The following is a 15,390-nucleotide window of genomic DNA, read 5'->3' as shown; positions in this document are numbered from 1 at the left end:
CCCACCGCGCCACCTACATCGAAAGTCAAGAATGGCTCAAAGAGGCCGCATGACTCCCCGCACCTCTGGTCACACCCCTCATAGAAACATACCCCGGGCGCTCGGGTGAAGTGGCTGTTGTCGAGGGGGCAGGATCACGCCACATTCTGTTCGACTACCATTACACACTCAATGGCACGAACAGCGCGCTGCTCTCACAAAAACAGCAAGCATGGGTTCCCTATCTGTTTACAAAATCAGTCGACCGCACATCCTACATAGGCACGGCATCGGGGATATCGGCCAATGCTACGCTTGACCTTCCGGTGAGTGAGCTGACTACCGCAGAGCTCATCCCAGAGGTGATGCAGGCAGCCAAGGATCACTTCGAGCCGTGGAACACACGTTTGTTCAATGATCCAAGAGTGACATTCTATGTCGGCGATGGACGGCACTTGCTCACCCACTCAGATTCGCCGCAGGATCTTGTTATTTGCGATCTATTTCTCCCCTCTCGCGCAGGAAGTAGCCACCTCTACTCAGTAGACTTCTTCCGCGCAGTGCGCGCAACCTTGAGCCCCGAGGGCAGCTTATGCCTATGGCTGCCTGCCTACCAGCTGAACGCAGAATCCATGCAAGTCATCATGCGCACATTCTCCGAAGTATTTGAGCATGCGCTGATACTCCGTGGTAACTTCGACGCTATTCAGCCCACTATTGCCTTGTTGGGTAGCGCCCACCCTTTCGACATTTCAGAGGCGAGCATCTTAGATCGACTTCAACATCCGACCATACAATACCTGCGCGACCAGTCTCTTTTTTTCCGCTCAGTCGGCAACGCACGCCTCGCATTGATCGGCGACCTCAAAACTATGAATGATCAGTTGGAAGAGTATCCGATCAACTCTGATGATCGACCCTGGATAAGCTTTAATGCACCCAGACGAATCGAGAACGGCGAGCGAATCCGAGGCACCACACTTCTTGATTTCATGGGACGCAGCTTTCTCACCACACCATGGCCTTCGACGCTTTTGAATCGAACCGAAATCGAACGGCTCCGGCCATTCATACGAGCAGGAAACTACGCCTATGCATCACGTGTAGCGGCCTTTCCAGTTCCTGATATCTCGGCAGCAGAGACACTCAAGCGGCAGACAAACGCCACACGCCTAGAACTCGAAGCAATGCGTCTAGCACCTGGCATCGACCTACGTTCGGTTGAAAATTAATTACCAATGATTTGAGTGCCATTCTGGAATCATTTTATATCGCAGCACTCACTCCTTCAAATTTCCAAACATGAAAAGCGCAACGAATCTATCACGTCGAAAATTTGGCGGTTTAGCAATCGCATCCACAGCATTGGCTGCTGCAACTCCACTGCGTGCGATGGAGAAAAAACCGGCCCCGGCAGCCATCACACCTGGATTATTCCAGGCGACTATCGGACAGTATACAGTGACATCAATCTTAGATGGAATGATCCCAATGGGGCGGGAGCTGTTTTCGGGTCCTGAACAAGAGATCGATGCCGTTTTGGCGGAAACGGGACAGACAGGTCAGACCATCCCGGGACCCATATCAGCGTTTTTGCTCTCTTCGGAGCAGGAAACCATTCTGATTGATTCAGGATTTGGAGCGTTGGATATGTTTGGGCCAGGGTTTGGAAATTTAAGCGCCGGATTATCTGCCCTAGGCGTGACTCCTTCGCAAATCGACAAAGTCATCCTAACCCATGCTCATCCTGATCATATTGGAGGGATGCTTTCGGCTGACGGATCAAATGTCTTCGCTAACGCAGAGGTGATCATCACAGAGAAGGAATTCACGTTCTGGAACGACCAAGCCATTATGAGCCAAGCTCCTGAGAGTGCTCTGGGGATATTTCAACTCGCCCAGCAAATGACCCGTGCATATGGAGACCAAATCACCCGAGTAGAATCAGGAAAAGAGATAGCTGCCGGAATCCAATTGGATGTCTTCTCTGGCCATACACCCGGCCACGGTGTCTTAACTATAGATGGCGGCGACATAGAGGTGAAAATGATCGCGGATGCCCTTCACAACGCTGAGCTGCATACGCGTTTACCCGGGATTAAGTTCGCATTTGATTTAGATCCTGAGCAAGCCGTAGTTTCACGCGTAACGCTATTCGATCAGCTCGCAGCCGATAAATCCTTAGTATTGGGTTCGCACCTGCATTTCCCAGGGTATGGAAGGATTCTCAGAGATGGGAAGGCCTATCGATACAGTGCAGCTTCAGTTTAAACGCCTTGTGCATGGGAAATGGGAGCTTACAAGAAGCCCATGCCGCACAGTCGCGACTTACACATCCTGACCCACGAATTCTACCCCAGCCATGGCGGCGCAGGGGTAGTAGCCGATCAACTTGCGCGCGCGGCCAAGTGTCTAAACAAGCGCGTTCGCGTCTGGGTACCCCGTCGCCATACTGCCGCGATAAAAGCACAGACAGCACCTCCGTTTGCCGTAATACCGATACCCGTTAAGGGGAGCATGGATTGGTCTTGCCGCGTGGGCCACGCCCTTCAAGTAAGCCGATACATGAGCCGCTATGGATTCGGCGATGGGGCTTTGATACACATTGCCGAACCCGGGGCCGTGCTCGCGTGGATGTATCTCCAATTGCGGAAAAACTTCCCACAGAAACCACGCAAGATCATCACTCTGCACGGATCAGAAATCCTGAAATTCACGGAGTCTAGGCATCGACGCATGCTGTTCCGTCGACTTTTGGGCCAATGCGAAAAAATACACTTGCTTTCAGAAGCGAACAGCAAGCTTCTCCAAGAGCGATTCCCGGGGATAGATCCAACAAAAATCAAAATGATTCCCGGGGCACCGCGCAACCTTAAGGCTGCACCGCAACACCTCAATATCCCTAATGCAAACGGCCGCACTATAATTCTCTCCGTCGGCCGTATTCATCCCCGAAAAGGCCACCGACATCTCCTTCAAACTGCAGAGCAGCTTCCTAAACACCTTCATGACAGCATAGCGATTTGGTATGCCGGTCGAGTGGTCGACAAGTCATACCAAAAACAACTCGAACTCCTCGCGAGCCGATCAAAAATTCCGATCCACTTTTTAGGAGCGGTCTCTGATGGGGATCTACATCGACTCTACTCAGCTGCGGATATTTTCGCCATGACCAGCCGACAGGAAGGCTCGAGCATCGAAGGCTTTGGGCTTGTCTACCTCGAAGCCTCACAAGCCGGACTCCCCGTTTTGGCCAACGAAACAGGCGGGGTCGCCGAAGCCGTTTTGCACAACCATACCGGCCTTCTCTCGCAGCCCGATGACTCCGCCACCTTATTAAAAAACCTCCGCCAACTCATCGAGCAAGCCGCACTGCGTAACCGCCTCGGGGAAAACGGTCGTGCATTCGCTGCTCAGCACTCATGGCTGGAAGCAGCTCGATCCCTATACTGCTGAACACCAGTGCCTGAGCTCGCCGAAGTAGCGTTTTACGCACGCCAGTGGGACCCCGTCATCGGACAACGGATCGAATCCGCCTACATCGACAAAACGTCTCGAGTGCTGCGCGAAAACAAAACGTTGAGTAAGGACACTTTCACGGGCCGTCGATTCATAGCTTATCATCTACATGGCAAACAAATGTTGTTCGAGTTCGAGGGTGCGGGCTGGCTCCGTCTCCATTTGGGAATGACCGGAAAACTCCGCACTGAACCGACCTCGGAATCAAGCACCTATCAGCCCCGGCCCCACGACAGACTTGTCCTCTACACACAACCCTGCATCGCCACATTTAATGACGCACGTCACTTCGGACGCATCACTTGGTTGGACTCGGTCGACACTCCGACATTTTGGACCGCTCTTCCCCCAGCGGTGAATTCGAAGGACTTTACCGAGGAGATCACTGAGAACGCTTTAAAGCGCAGGCCCAAGACCGCGATCAAAACACTTCTTTTGGACCAGGCCTACTTTCCGGGCGTCGGCAATTGGATGGCCGATGAAATACTTTGGCGCGCAAAAATCCACCCAGCTTCGCGATCAGGATCTCTGAACGGCTTTAAAGCTAGAGCATTATATAACAAAATAGTTGAAGTCGCACACGATAGCATGCGCGTTATCGCCCAAGACTGGAGCACCCCACCTGACGAATGGTTGTTCAATCACCGCTGGAAAGACGGTGGCATATGCCCCAAAAGCGGCGCACCCCTGCTACGGGAAAAGATCAACGGACGCACGGCTTGTTGGTCGCCTGCGATCCAAAAAATTATTTAAAACCAGCGAAGTGAGGGTGCAGTTTCGCCACGATTATGAAGCAGAATTGCCAAGCCGTTAAATTCTTACGCCAACCTAATAAAATACCGAGGAGTATTTGCGCTCAACCAATATCATATGGCTCAAAATCATCACTAGCTCCAAAAGTCGCCACTCCACCCTTGACCACGTCTGATGTGCTTCAATGTTCAATCGAATGGCTGGACCTATCTCACTCAAACCTATCTATCAGGAACGCGTCTGGGGCGGACGTGGGCTCCACGAAAAACTCGGCCGCGATCTGCCAAAGGGCAAAGTAATCGGTGAAAGCTGGGAATGTGTCGATCGCCCCGAAGCCCAGTCGGTTGTCGTCGATGGGCCTCATGCAGGTAAAACCATCCGCCTTCTTATCGAACAACATGGCTCCGAAATCATGGGGCCTGACTACGATACCAGCCGCCCATTTCCCATCTTGGTCAAGTGGTTAGACTGCAAAGAGCGACTCAGCCTTCAAGTCCACCCCCCAGGCTCTGTCGCCGACGAACTCAAAGGCGAACCCAAGACCGAAAATTGGTTCATCGCTCAATGTGATCCCGATTCCCATCTCGTGGTCGGCCTAAAGAACGGTGCCACGCGAGAACAATTTGAGGCTGCGCTCAAAGACAACACGCTCGAAGACTGTGTGCACCGTTTTCCAGTTCAGCCCGGAGATTCCATTCTTGTTGAGAGCGGCCGTATTCACGCCATCGACGGAGGAAACCTCATCCTCGAAATCCAGCAAAATTCCGACACCACCTACCGCGTATACGACTGGGGCCGCGTCGGCCTGGACGGCAAGCCACGCGACATGCACATCGAAGAATCATTGAAGTCTATCGATTTTAATGACTTCGAGCCCTCGGCACTCCGCACCGCCGGTCAATCACTCACAGTCGCAGAAGCCAAAGAATTTCGCATCCGTAAATTCGAACTCAATGCAGGAGAGTCCTTACCTGTCGACACAAGCAATGAACCGATGCTCCTCCATGTCGTGTCAGGCACACTCAAATCCGGTGACTTCACCTCAGCGCCGAGTTCGACAACAATCTTACCCTATGGCCAGACTTTCAATCTAGCTGCGACAGAACCGAGTATCGTGCTCATTACCGATCGATTCATCTAAGCTGGGCCAATTTGAGATTGTGTAAAAAACCCCCGTCTCATTGCCAAACCGCTAATTTAAGCGCACCACCGCAGCTTCGTCTTGAAACTCGAACGAAAATCGTCATCTTGAATCGTTTGATTTTTTCCCAATCCTTGAAGATTTATAACCATGTCTGATAAAACAGAGACATCTGAAGAGACAAAGAATCCCGACGTCGACGAAGAAACCGCTGCTGAATCTGTTGAGACCCCAGAGGTTGAGGCAAATGCCGAAGAAAGCTATGTCTCGGACGAGAACGAACTCGTCAGTCGCCTAAACCAAGCAGAAGCACGTGCTGCCGAGCTTCAGGATCGCCTCCTACGCACCGCTGCCGAGCAAGAAAACTATCGCAAGCGCATGGCTCGCGAAAAGGACGATCTGCGCAAATATGCCATCGGCGACCTGATCGAAGACCTGCTCCCTGCCATCGACAACATGAAGCTCGGGCTACAAGGTGCCACGCAATACGACAGCACCGAGGCAAAGAATGTCGCCTACGGTTTCGAGATGGTAATTAACCAGATCAAACAGATCCTGGGTGATAAGGGCCTGACTGAAATCGATCCTACCGGCGGCGCGTTCGATCCAAATCTCCACGAGGCTACCTCTAATCAACCCTCCGACGAGCATGACGAGGGTGTCGTCATCCAGACCTTGCGCGCCGGCTATACACTCAACGAACGTCTCCTTCGCCCCGCGACAGTCATTGTCTCCAGCGGAAAAGCCGACGCAGAATCATAAGAATTCCACTCTCCATCACCTAGATACCGGATGGCAAAAGAAGACTATTATGACCTCCTTGGCGTGAGCAAAGATGCTTCACCTGAGGAGATGAAACGTGCCTACCGCAAACTCGCGGTAAAATATCACCCAGACAAAAACCCTGGCAACGCCGAGGCTGAGGAGAAATTCAAACAGATCTCAGAGGCCTACGACATCCTCAAAGACCCGGAAAAACGGGCTGCTTATGATCGCTTTGGTCATGCCGCTTTTCAGCAAGGCGGTGGCGGCGGTGGGCGCAGTTCCGCCGGCCACGACCCATTCGACATATTCCGCGAAGTCTTCGGTGGCGGTGGCGGCGGCGGTGGAGGTGGCGGCATCTTCGATGAATTCTTCGGAGGTGGCGGGGGCGGCGGAGGTTCGGCTGTCGAAAGTGGAGCCGATCTGCGCTATGACGTCGAAATATCACTTGAAGACGCGGCTGCGGGCACCGAAAAAGAGATCCGCTATCGCCGCAATGTCACCTGTGCGGATTGCGGAGGCTCGGGCGCCGAAGCAGGCGCTAAACCCACGACCTGCCCCGATTGTGGCGGGTCCGGATATATCACTTCCTCACGCGGCTTTATTCAATTTCGCCAGAGCTGTCCACGCTGTCAGGGCACCGGTCAAGTCATCGATAACCCGTGCCGCACATGCCGCGGCGACGGCCGCATTCAAGACACCAGCACCGTAAAGGTCCGTATCCCCGCCGGCGTCGAAACTGGTTCACGGCTGCGCTCATCGGGAAAAGGTGAAGCCGGTCCACGCGGTGGTCCTTCAGGCGATCTCTACATCATCGTTCACGTCGCCGAGCACGATATCTTCGAGCGAAGCGGCGACGATCTCTACACCGAGATCCCCATTAAATTTACGATCGCAGCCCTCGGCGGCACCATCGACGTGCCCACATTAAGCGGCAAAGGGAACCTCAAAATTCCCGAAGGCACACAATCCGGCACAACCTTCCGCCTACGCAACCAGGGCATGCCAAGCCTGCGTGGCGGCCCGAAAGGCGACCTACTCATCAAGGTCAAAATCGAGGTGCCCAAAAAGCTGAATAAAGACCAACGCAAAGCACTCGAAGACTTCGCCGAAGCCTGCGGCGACGCCGCACATCCAGTCGAGGAAGGCTTCTTCGAAAAAGCTAAGAAATTTTTCGAGTAGCGCCCCAGAGAGGGTGCAACGGTAACTACGGGGACATTTCCCCAATTGCCTTTGTTGTCCCCCACTCTGTCGGGGCCGAGGCGACAGAGCTCCTTATCTTCAACGACTACGCTGGGAACGCCGAGCTCCAGCTCGGCTTTTTTCGCTGCACTCACAATGACTATTGTGAAACACTAAGAGACTCACCACACCACTCTACTGTTTACGCTAGCGTCTAAAACTAGATAACCCACACAGCGCCGCGCCCTCAATTGGCTTAGGTAATCGCTTCCGACGATCACCGATACGCTCCGTCCAATCTTGGGTATGCTTCTCCACAAAATGGGACGATCCGATCACAGCACCTTGAGTGAAATAGCGAATACGTTGACGCAGCTACACGGGCAAAGGCATCGCCCCTCAGCATCCATCACCTCAAGAAAAGCCCAATAGCTTATCCCAGCCCCCCCCTCAGCATGGAACTTAGAATCAGAACTTCCCCACAAAATCTGCCTGGCAGGCCCCCACCAGCTGAAGTGTGTGCGGGTCATTCGTTTTGCCAGTCTCAGAGTCTAAGATACGGAGACGTTTGGTCGCACCTTCGCGGTAGGTGACTATCAGGTGGCGACCATCGCTGAGCCAAACAGGTTCAACGCTATCTCCAATTTGACTCGTCAGCTGAACTGATTTGCCCGTTGAGAATTGATAGAGCGCAATCTGAAACTGGCCGTTGCGTTGGGCGGTAAAGGCGATTTGGTCCCGATCTAGAGGATTCCAAGCGGCCTCGGCATTATAGCCACCCATTCCCGTGCGAATGCGGGTGTTTCGCTTCTGGGCCAGATCAAGTAATATGATCTGCGGCCCACCCCAGTCATCGGAAGTAAAGATCAGTTGGCTTCCATCAGGACTCCACGTCGGCGTCGCCGCCAAACCTTTGGTCCAGGTAAAACGCTGAGCCTGCGACCCATCAGGCCGAGAGATGTAAATCTCGGGCGTACCAGAGCTCGATGAGACGAAAGCGAGGCGATTGCCGTCGGGTGAGAAGCGCGCTCCTAGATTCACACCTCGATAATTTGCGATGGTGTTGAGCATGCCCTCTCCTATGTCTAAGCGCACGATGTCAGGATAACCTGTCGCTGCATAGCTTGTGAAAACGAGATATCTACCATCTGGACTCCAGCGCGGACTCACAACTTGTGCCCCGAAATTGCTCAACGGAGTGACTGCTTCAAAGAGAATATCAGAGGTGTAGAGTTCAGTATTCCCGGACGGCTCTGCCACAAACACGAGCCTTCCTTGAAAAAATCCTGGTCGTTTTGTGACTTGCAAAACAATTCCGTCCAAAGCCGCTAGCATAGCTTCCAAAACCTGTCCGTGGACTGAACCCTGAGCGATGACTGCATCCCCTCCTTTAGCCTCTACACGATAGTTAATTCCGGTTGCTGTCTTCTCAAAGCGAGCAACCCAAGCAGCATCCTGTGCTGTGACTAGTTCAAAACCACCATGCATCGCAAAACCCCGCCGAGCGAGGCGCATGAGCTGTGGGTCCGCCGCATCAACAGTAACACTGACCGCCTGATGACCCTGGCGTGATATCTCATCAATCCGTTCCTGCGAAAAGACGAGAACGGGCCAAAGAGAAGATCCGAAGCATGACGCTGCGATCGCTAAAAGTCTAAAAGATTTCATAAATGAGAGGATATGTGGAGTAAATCGAGACACTGGGCAAAAGTTACCGTCTGCTCAGAAAAAATAACGCAATAATTGAGATTCATCGCAGGTTGGTTAGGATATAAATAGAGCGAATTGGCTTGTTCGACGTTCGATAAAACTCATCCTCTATTTTTCAAATTTGTCACAAACTTGGACAACCGCATCACAGAAGCGCTTAAATCGGTAAAGTATCCCGGTTTCAGCCGAGATATCGTCTCATTCGGCCTGATTCGTCACGCTGAAGTCCATGACGGAGTGGCTCAGGTCACTCTAGAGTTGACGTCAAAAGACCCAAAGATCGCGGAAACACTCCACCAAGATGTCGACTATGCATTATCATCGCTAGGAGGCATTCGCAAAGTCCAGCTCGAGATAGCAGTCAAAGCACCACCAACTCCAGGCGAACAAGCTGCAGAACCCTCTCGCATCGAGGGAGTGCGCCACGTCGTCGCCATTGCCAGTGGCAAGGGAGGTGTTGGCAAAAGTACACTCACAACCAACGTTGCCATAGCTGCATCGCAGATCTTTGCCGAACAAGGTCGGCCCAGCGCGGTCGGGATAATGGACTGCGACATCTATGGCCCCTCGATCCCGCTTATGCTCGGAATCGGCACCGAGCCTGAGCTCGAAGAAGATTACTTAATTCCTCCAGAGAATTTTGGCGTCAGCTGCATGAGTATGGGTTATTTCCTCGGAGAAGGAGCGCCGGTTGTCTGGCGCGGTCCAAGAATTCATCAAGCCATCTCGCAGTTCATTCGCAACGTCGCCTGGGGTGATTTAGAAGTCCTTTTTGTAGATCTGCCTCCCGGAACCGGGGATGCTCACCTGTCCCTATGCCAAAATCTGGCGCTCGATGGCGTCGTCGTCGTGACCACCCCACAAGCTGCCGCAGTCAATGTGGCCTTACGTGGAGCGATGATGTTCCCCGAACTTAATGTGCCCTTTCTTGGAGCTGTGGAAAATATGAGTTATCTGGAAGATACTGAGACCGGAAAAAAACAGTATATTTTCGGCCAAGGCGGTGGAGCCCACACTGCGGCCAACCTCGACTGCGATTTCTTAGGCCAGATTCCTCTCGATCCAGATTTGCGCGCCGGCGGTGATCGCGGCATCCCGATCTGTATCTCCGAACCTGAAAGCCTTTCCGCATTCGCCTTTCGCAGCATAGCTGGGCAAATCATCCAACAGCTATACCATGCCTCGCCAGATCAAGCATTTGCCAGCGCGATGCGGAATAAATAATCTCCCTATAAAATAAATGAGCGCCAAACCCTCCTCCCAGTCGAAATCCAAAAGCTCAGGCTTTGCCGCAAAATCCACACTCTACCAAGAATTCCTCGCAGAACGTGAAGAGATTCTCAAACATAAGTGGATCGAATCAGAAAAGGCAGGCTGCGATATCGGCTTTGACCAGGCTCTGCTTGACTGGATCCGCAATCATCGTAACGAGTGGAAGGCAAACCGCCGCAAGACTTCGGGCAATTTCCTCCTTGGAAAATAAAAAAGCACCCCAATTGCTTGGGATGCTCTCAGATCAAAGTCTTCGAAAAAGAACACCTATTTCTTCTTGATCTCTTTGTGTATCGTGTGGCGCTTCAAATGTGGATTGTATTTCTTCTTCTCGACTTTTTCGGTCTGCGTCTTCGGGTTGCGCGACGACATGTAACGGGAAACAGGTTTGTTTTCCTTACGCGCTTCGGTGCACTCTAAAATGATGACTTCTCTTGGCATGGTCTGAAATTAGGTGAAAGGTTATGAGCACATCGTGTAATGATTTTTTTTCAAGGCTTTTCTATATTTCAGTCCAACTATTGACCTATTACACCGGAAACCAGCGTGTATGACAGCAATCATTCCTCTCGAAGATAATTACGATGACGTCATGAAAAAAGCCATGATAGGTAAGACTATAACGGTCTCCATGCTGGCTAAAGTTTCGGGAATAGACGAAGACAGAGTAAGGGCTCTCACGCGCGGCCATAAAGATAAAGAATCACTCATCGCCTGCGCTCCACACATCAACTTGTCTACGCGCGCGCTGGAGGCGCTCTCGTTCGATCCAAAAGTGCCGAGAATCTCTCCGCCCAAAGGCCTCTATATGATCAATACTCCCTTCGGCGAAGAAATGACAGTGAACGCATGGATCATCGCTGACTCTGCCGGCAACGCCGCAATTTTCGATACGGGCACCGACGCACAGCCCATCTTTGACTGTATCAGCAAAAATCAGCTCAAACCTCGTGCTCTGTTCCTGACTCATGGTCACCGGGACCATGTTGCACGAGCCACAGAAATCTGTGAGCAGTTCGATATTGAATCGAACATAGCTGAGCAGAGCAGCTTTTCTGCAACGAGGCGCTTCGCCTACGGGGATCGATTCCAGATCGGCACACTTGGCATCGAAACCAGGAAAACTACTGGCCACGCCAACGATGGAACCAGCTTCATCATAAGTGGGTTGGAAACGCCCATCGCAGTCGTCGGTGACGCCCTTTTCGCCTGCTCAATGGGCGGTGGTATCGTGTCATACCAAGAGGCGTTAGACACCAACCGGGCTCAGCTCTTTACCCTTCCGGATGACACCATCGTGGCGCCCGGCCACGGTCCTCTTACGGATATTGCTCACGAAAGACTTTGGAATCCATTTTTCGCCGACAATTTGAACAAAGCGACCCACTGATAATCTGAGAGAAAGATGCCAAAGATCAGACAAATCGTTCCTTTCATCAGCCTGGTTATTTGGGGAACCTCAGCAGCCTCTACCGATAACCAGGAAAAGGCTAGCATAGACCATAAGGACAAGTCAAAAGGCAGAACATTGAGTCAAGAGGACCGTCATTTGGTTGGAGATGACATACCCGTTCTGAAAGAGTTCGTCGTGACCGACGAGCCTATGGACTCCGTGAAGCGTGTGCTGGCCGACCCTTACCTCACGCTAAGTGGAGAGGCACGCGCCAAACGGCTGATCAAAGAACACATTGAAACTGCCGATCTAATTTTAAACCGCTACACCCTTCCTTTTTTTGGCATTAGCCTTGAGGCGAGAGCAGAGGCAAAAAAGCGAGAGCTTGAGCGCATACAGTTTGAGCAAGATGGCCAGCGATGGAATGAACTGATGCGAGGTCGAAACCAAGCTGAATACGAGGCCTACAGAGAGGAATACTACGACACACTTTATCTGCTACGTGGTGCATTTCGCTATTTTGACTGAGGGTAATAAAGATCTGCATGAGATGTAACCAGATCTGCGGAGGACTAACTTGAGCTCAGATTACTTGTCTCAAGCTTCGGCACGCCCCATGGCAATCGCTCTCGCGATCACCCGACAAAACATCACGTCGCCTAGTATTGCTGGCAGGATGAGAATTAAGGACCACCTCAGTTCTCACTAGGCCGCGTGGAAAAATTTGTCCTTTAACTGTGAGCAAGATGAGTCATAGACAACAGATATGACGTTACCCTCGGACTCAACATACCGCACAAGCTGCAAACTTATCCAACAGCTCTACAAGACTGTTGATGAATGGAAAGAGGAAGGCAGACCCGCAGAAGGTGCCTTTCAATGGGATACGCTTGCCGATCAACCTGTGGAATCGATCGTTGATCACAGCTCTTTGATCTGGTCAGAGACCCTCGTTTACCGCCGCAAGCTCGGAGGCCGGCATCGACGCTACCGTTGGGCCCACGAAGAGGCACCCGTCGCACTCGTTTCCCTAAGTAATACTGGCACGCTCTATATCGCGTTTAGAGGAACGAACATCAGTGCGGAATGGGATGTAAATCTACGTGTCCACAAAGTTGATTTCCGTCCCAATGGGATCGATTTTGGCAAAACGCACTACGGCTTTACCGATTGTTTCGAAGAGATGCAGGAAGCCTTGTTCGATGCTTTCTGGATCGCAATCAATCCCTGCCCGTTAAGGATATAGTCATCACAGGCCACAGCCTCGGAGGGGCCTATGCCACACTGGCATTTGCTGCCATGGCCACGAGTTCCACCTACCAAAACCTTGCCATTCCCCTCAGCGGCTTGGTCTTTGGATGCCCAAGAGTCGGCTCTGAGTCCTTCGCCCAAAAATTCCAGTCGCTCGATCTCCCTTTCTATCGTGTAGAAAATACCGAAGACCCGGTTCCCAAAGCACCTTTTGAAGAAATGGGGTATGCCCATGTGTGCGATCGGCTCAGCTTCTCAGAAGACACGGGCGGCCTCGCCAGCAACCATTCCATGCAGACATATCTGGATGAGGCAGCGGTGGCCTTGGCGTAGGGCCGAACACAGTAATGGGCGGAGCACAATTCATTGGGCCTCCCGGCGGCGACAAAGCGCCGCCCTCCATCAGTTGCACCCAAGGTAGCTGATGCACTTTGTCATGGCCCAGCATCTTCTAGATGCTTTCTGCCAATTTCCGACCCCTTTTGGCGAAACATACAAGCTCCAAGGACTGGCTTATTGCCAAGTGGCCGCTATCGTAAGTCGTAAAACCTCGATTACGACAACGAATCAAAACTGACAACCGGAAATCAGGACTCTACTGGCAAAAACCAGCTCCTGGGAACGCCGATACCAGTATGAGAAACAGGGTAGCCTTCACGGTAGAGCCCGAGCTTCCCAGTTCCAGAAATTAGCGTCTATTCGCGTTTATTAGCGGATCAAAACGAATCCATCGGATTAGACCAAACCACAGATCGACAACAATCACGATAGCGACAACGATTAAAAAACTGACAGCCAGAGATCAGGACTTTACATGGACACATGTGGGCCGCGACACAGAACCCCCTTCTCTCCCAAAGAAAGTGACCCTGCCGCCGCGGCCCAGTTTGACACACCGACTCTATGACGAGTCTGCGCAACTAACGGTCGATTATGTATCAACGTGTGTTTAAAGACTAGTGTATTGGGTGCCCTCAAAGACTGCGCAGCGAAAAAAGCCCGACTAACCCCGGTGAAAACGACGGTCCCAGTCATTCTCGCGATTAAGGGCGTCACGTTCTAACTTAGCCGCACGCTCTTCGAGGTCTGCTAGTGTCTCCTTCATGCGGCGCAAGCGGGTTTTTGCACCCGCAAAAGTCTCGGTAGTGAAGCTTCCTTGCTCGTAGTCTGATGGCTCTTTTTTCATCAAGAACGCCATGCCGAAATAGATTATCAGCGGGATAGGCATGAATATTACTCCGAGGATCAGTGTAATCACACGGGTCCAGAATACAGAGAATCCGATCCACTCGGCGAAGCCTCTGCAGACTCCTAGAAAAATGCTGTCGCGGGAGCGATACAGCGGGCGGTCACGTAAGTTATTATTTATCATAAAAGTGTTCCTATTTGCGTTTGGTGTCGCGCTCAACAGACAGCGTCTCAAGCGCCTCGATGCGTCTACTCAGTTTGTCTAATTTGTTGGCGATCTCCTCGATCTCTAGCAGCTCTTCACGGCTTATACCTTTTTGCTCCTGCTGTAGCTTCTTTGTTTTGTAACTGTAGTGGCCGGAGACCAAAACGATCATAACCACTCCGGCAAAAACGATCGCAACTACGAGCGCAACAAACATGTAAGGAGTCATAGCGTAAAAGGACGGGCCAAAGATCATCGTAAAGTAAGCTTAAGGTCGAATTATTTGTCTTCCTTAGCACCGCTTTTGTTCATCAATGCGTCCAGTTCCTTTTCTAGCTCTTCGTCGCGCTCTAGTTTACTGAATGCGTCGTCAAGGCTTGAAGGCTTGATATTTACCAGATCAGCATCTGCTTCGGCACGCTCAATGCGCTTTTCTAAGTCGTCAAACTTAGCCATGGCACTCGCCGCATCATAATTACGTATCTCTTCCTGAGCCTTCTTGCGATGGGTCGCTTGGCGATGGCGCTGGACAAGCACCGCATGCTTCTTGCGCGCCTGAGTGATTTTCTCCTCAAGCTCTTCGATGTCTTTTTTATACTGACCCACGATACCGACCAGATGGGCTCCGTTGTCATTGAGGTCGGTGATCTTCTGGTTGATGCCTTTGCGCTCGACCAATGCCTCACGAGCCAAATCCGTCTTACCTTTCTCAGCCGCTAATTCGGCACGACTAGTCCAGCGAGAGGATTGCTCTTCCAGCTCAGCGAGCATCCGGTCGTTTTTTGACTGGTTGGCCAACGCTTGTGCACACGAGGACTTGAGCTCAACGAGCGTATCCTCCATCTCGCGAATCATAAGGCGGATGAGCTTTTCTGGATCTTCTGCCTGGTCCAACATGCTGTTGATGTTGGACGAAACGATGTCTCTAAATCTTGAAAAAATTCCCATGGTGTTTGTTTGGTTTGAATTATTCTGAAGTTACGGCCAAGACATCAACATCAGGCATGCCAAGTAACTATTCATTCTTTTTTAGTC

Annotated in this window: 18 protein-coding genes; 13 read left to right on the top strand and 5 right to left on the bottom strand. The window is 51.8% G+C overall.

All coding sequences use genetic code 11. From position 1 onward, the window contains the following. Window positions 1-110: 110 nt before the first annotated feature. From HRU10_08755 to dnaJ, 7 genes are all read left to right on the top strand, one after another. Window positions 111-1,211, top strand: coding sequence for a hypothetical protein (locus HRU10_08755; protein ID NRA27324.1), 1,101 nt, complete (start codon window positions 111-113; stop codon window positions 1,209-1,211). A gap of 70 nt (window positions 1,212-1,281) precedes the next feature. Beyond that, the gene (locus HRU10_08750; GenBank protein ID NRA27323.1) at window positions 1,282-2,250 is read left to right on the top strand and encodes an MBL fold metallo-hydrolase; all 969 of its coding nucleotides are present in this window, start codon (window positions 1,282-1,284) and stop codon (window positions 2,248-2,250) included. Between the two features lie 39 nt (window positions 2,251-2,289). Beyond that, a complete protein-coding gene (locus HRU10_08745; protein ID NRA27322.1) occupies window positions 2,290-3,435 on the top strand; it encodes a glycosyltransferase family 4 protein in 1,146 nt (381 codons plus the stop codon). 6 nt (window positions 3,436-3,441) lie between these two features. Then, the gene (locus HRU10_08740) at window positions 3,442-4,251 is read left to right on the top strand and encodes an Fpg/Nei family DNA glycosylase (GenBank protein NRA27321.1); all 810 of its coding nucleotides are present in this window, start codon (window positions 3,442-3,444) and stop codon (window positions 4,249-4,251) included. A 196-nt stretch (window positions 4,252-4,447) separates the two neighbouring features. Then, on the top strand, window positions 4,448-5,392 hold the full coding sequence (locus HRU10_08735; protein ID NRA27320.1) for a class I mannose-6-phosphate isomerase: 945 nt from the start codon (window positions 4,448-4,450) through the stop codon (window positions 5,390-5,392). A 150-nt stretch (window positions 5,393-5,542) separates the two neighbouring features. Continuing rightward, window positions 5,543-6,154 carry a nucleotide exchange factor GrpE gene (gene grpE, locus HRU10_08730; protein ID NRA27319.1) on the top strand — a complete coding sequence of 204 codons (612 nt, stop codon included), beginning with the start codon at window positions 5,543-5,545 and terminating at the stop codon, window positions 6,152-6,154. A gap of 30 nt (window positions 6,155-6,184) precedes the next feature. Beyond that, window positions 6,185-7,336: a molecular chaperone DnaJ gene (gene dnaJ / locus HRU10_08725; protein ID NRA27318.1), complete on the top strand. Its 1,152-nt coding sequence runs from the start codon at window positions 6,185-6,187 to the stop codon at window positions 7,334-7,336. Window positions 7,337-7,804: 468 nt separating this feature from the next. On the opposite strand, the gene HRU10_08720 is transcribed toward dnaJ, so the two are convergent. Further along, window positions 7,805-9,004, bottom strand: coding sequence for a PD40 domain-containing protein (locus tag HRU10_08720; protein ID NRA27317.1), 1,200 nt, complete (start codon window positions 9,002-9,004; stop codon window positions 7,805-7,807). A 174-nt stretch (window positions 9,005-9,178) separates the two neighbouring features. Here HRU10_08720 and HRU10_08715 point away from each other — a divergent pair, with 174 nt between their 5' ends. Both HRU10_08715 and HRU10_08710 read left to right on the top strand, forming a co-directional pair. After that, window positions 9,179-10,270 (top strand): Mrp/NBP35 family ATP-binding protein, encoded by a 1,092-nt coding sequence (locus tag HRU10_08715; GenBank protein NRA27316.1) that lies wholly within the window; start codon window positions 9,179-9,181, stop codon window positions 10,268-10,270. Between the two features lie 16 nt (window positions 10,271-10,286). After that, window positions 10,287-10,529: a hypothetical protein gene (locus HRU10_08710; protein ID NRA27315.1), complete on the top strand. Its 243-nt coding sequence runs from the start codon at window positions 10,287-10,289 to the stop codon at window positions 10,527-10,529. Window positions 10,530-10,585: 56 nt separating this feature from the next. Here the strand turns inward: HRU10_08710 and rpmG are convergent, their stop codons facing one another. Further along, a complete protein-coding gene (gene rpmG / locus HRU10_08705; protein ID NRA27314.1) occupies window positions 10,586-10,759 on the bottom strand; it encodes a 50S ribosomal protein L33 in 174 nt (57 codons plus the stop codon). 109 nt (window positions 10,760-10,868) lie between these two features. On the opposite strand from rpmG, the gene HRU10_08700 reads away from it, so the two are divergent. The 4 genes from HRU10_08700 (at window position 10,869) to HRU10_08685 (ending at window position 13,295) form a co-directional block, all read left to right on the top strand. Further along, a complete protein-coding gene (locus tag HRU10_08700; GenBank protein ID NRA27313.1) occupies window positions 10,869-11,708 on the top strand; it encodes an MBL fold metallo-hydrolase in 840 nt (279 codons plus the stop codon). A 15-nt stretch (window positions 11,709-11,723) separates the two neighbouring features. Further along, complete coding sequence (locus tag HRU10_08695) at window positions 11,724-12,239, top strand: hypothetical protein (protein ID NRA27312.1); 516 nt, start codon at window positions 11,724-11,726, stop codon at window positions 12,237-12,239. A gap of 238 nt (window positions 12,240-12,477) precedes the next feature. Next, entirely contained in the window at window positions 12,478-12,957 is a 480-nt protein-coding gene (locus tag HRU10_08690; GenBank protein NRA27311.1) for a hypothetical protein, read from the top strand. After that, window positions 12,882-13,295, top strand: coding sequence for a lipase family protein (locus HRU10_08685; GenBank protein NRA27310.1), 414 nt, complete (start codon window positions 12,882-12,884; stop codon window positions 13,293-13,295). The genes HRU10_08690 and HRU10_08685 overlap by 76 nt, the downstream gene beginning before the upstream one ends. Window positions 13,296-13,965: 670 nt before the next feature. On the opposite strand, the gene HRU10_08680 is transcribed toward HRU10_08685, so the two are convergent. The 3 genes from HRU10_08680 to HRU10_08670 are packed head-to-tail and all read right to left on the bottom strand — an operon-like array spanning window position 13,966 to window position 15,303. Next, entirely contained in the window at window positions 13,966-14,334 is a 369-nt protein-coding gene (locus HRU10_08680; protein ID NRA27309.1) for a PspC domain-containing protein, read from the bottom strand. A gap of 10 nt (window positions 14,335-14,344) precedes the next feature. After that, window positions 14,345-14,611: a hypothetical protein gene (locus tag HRU10_08675; GenBank protein NRA27308.1), complete on the bottom strand. Its 267-nt coding sequence runs from the start codon at window positions 14,609-14,611 to the stop codon at window positions 14,345-14,347. A 23-nt stretch (window positions 14,612-14,634) separates the two neighbouring features. Further along, window positions 14,635-15,303: a PspA/IM30 family protein gene (locus tag HRU10_08670; GenBank protein ID NRA27307.1), complete on the bottom strand. Its 669-nt coding sequence runs from the start codon at window positions 15,301-15,303 to the stop codon at window positions 14,635-14,637. Window positions 15,304-15,390: the final 87 nt, after the last annotated feature.

It is taken from the genome of Opitutales bacterium (genome assembly GCA_013215165.1).
In the GTDB taxonomy this organism is placed as follows: Bacteria; Verrucomicrobiota; Verrucomicrobiia; order Opitutales; family JABSRG01; genus JABSRG01.
Note: the sequence above shows the minus strand (reverse complement) of the source record. Positions and strands in the feature narration are given on the sequence as shown.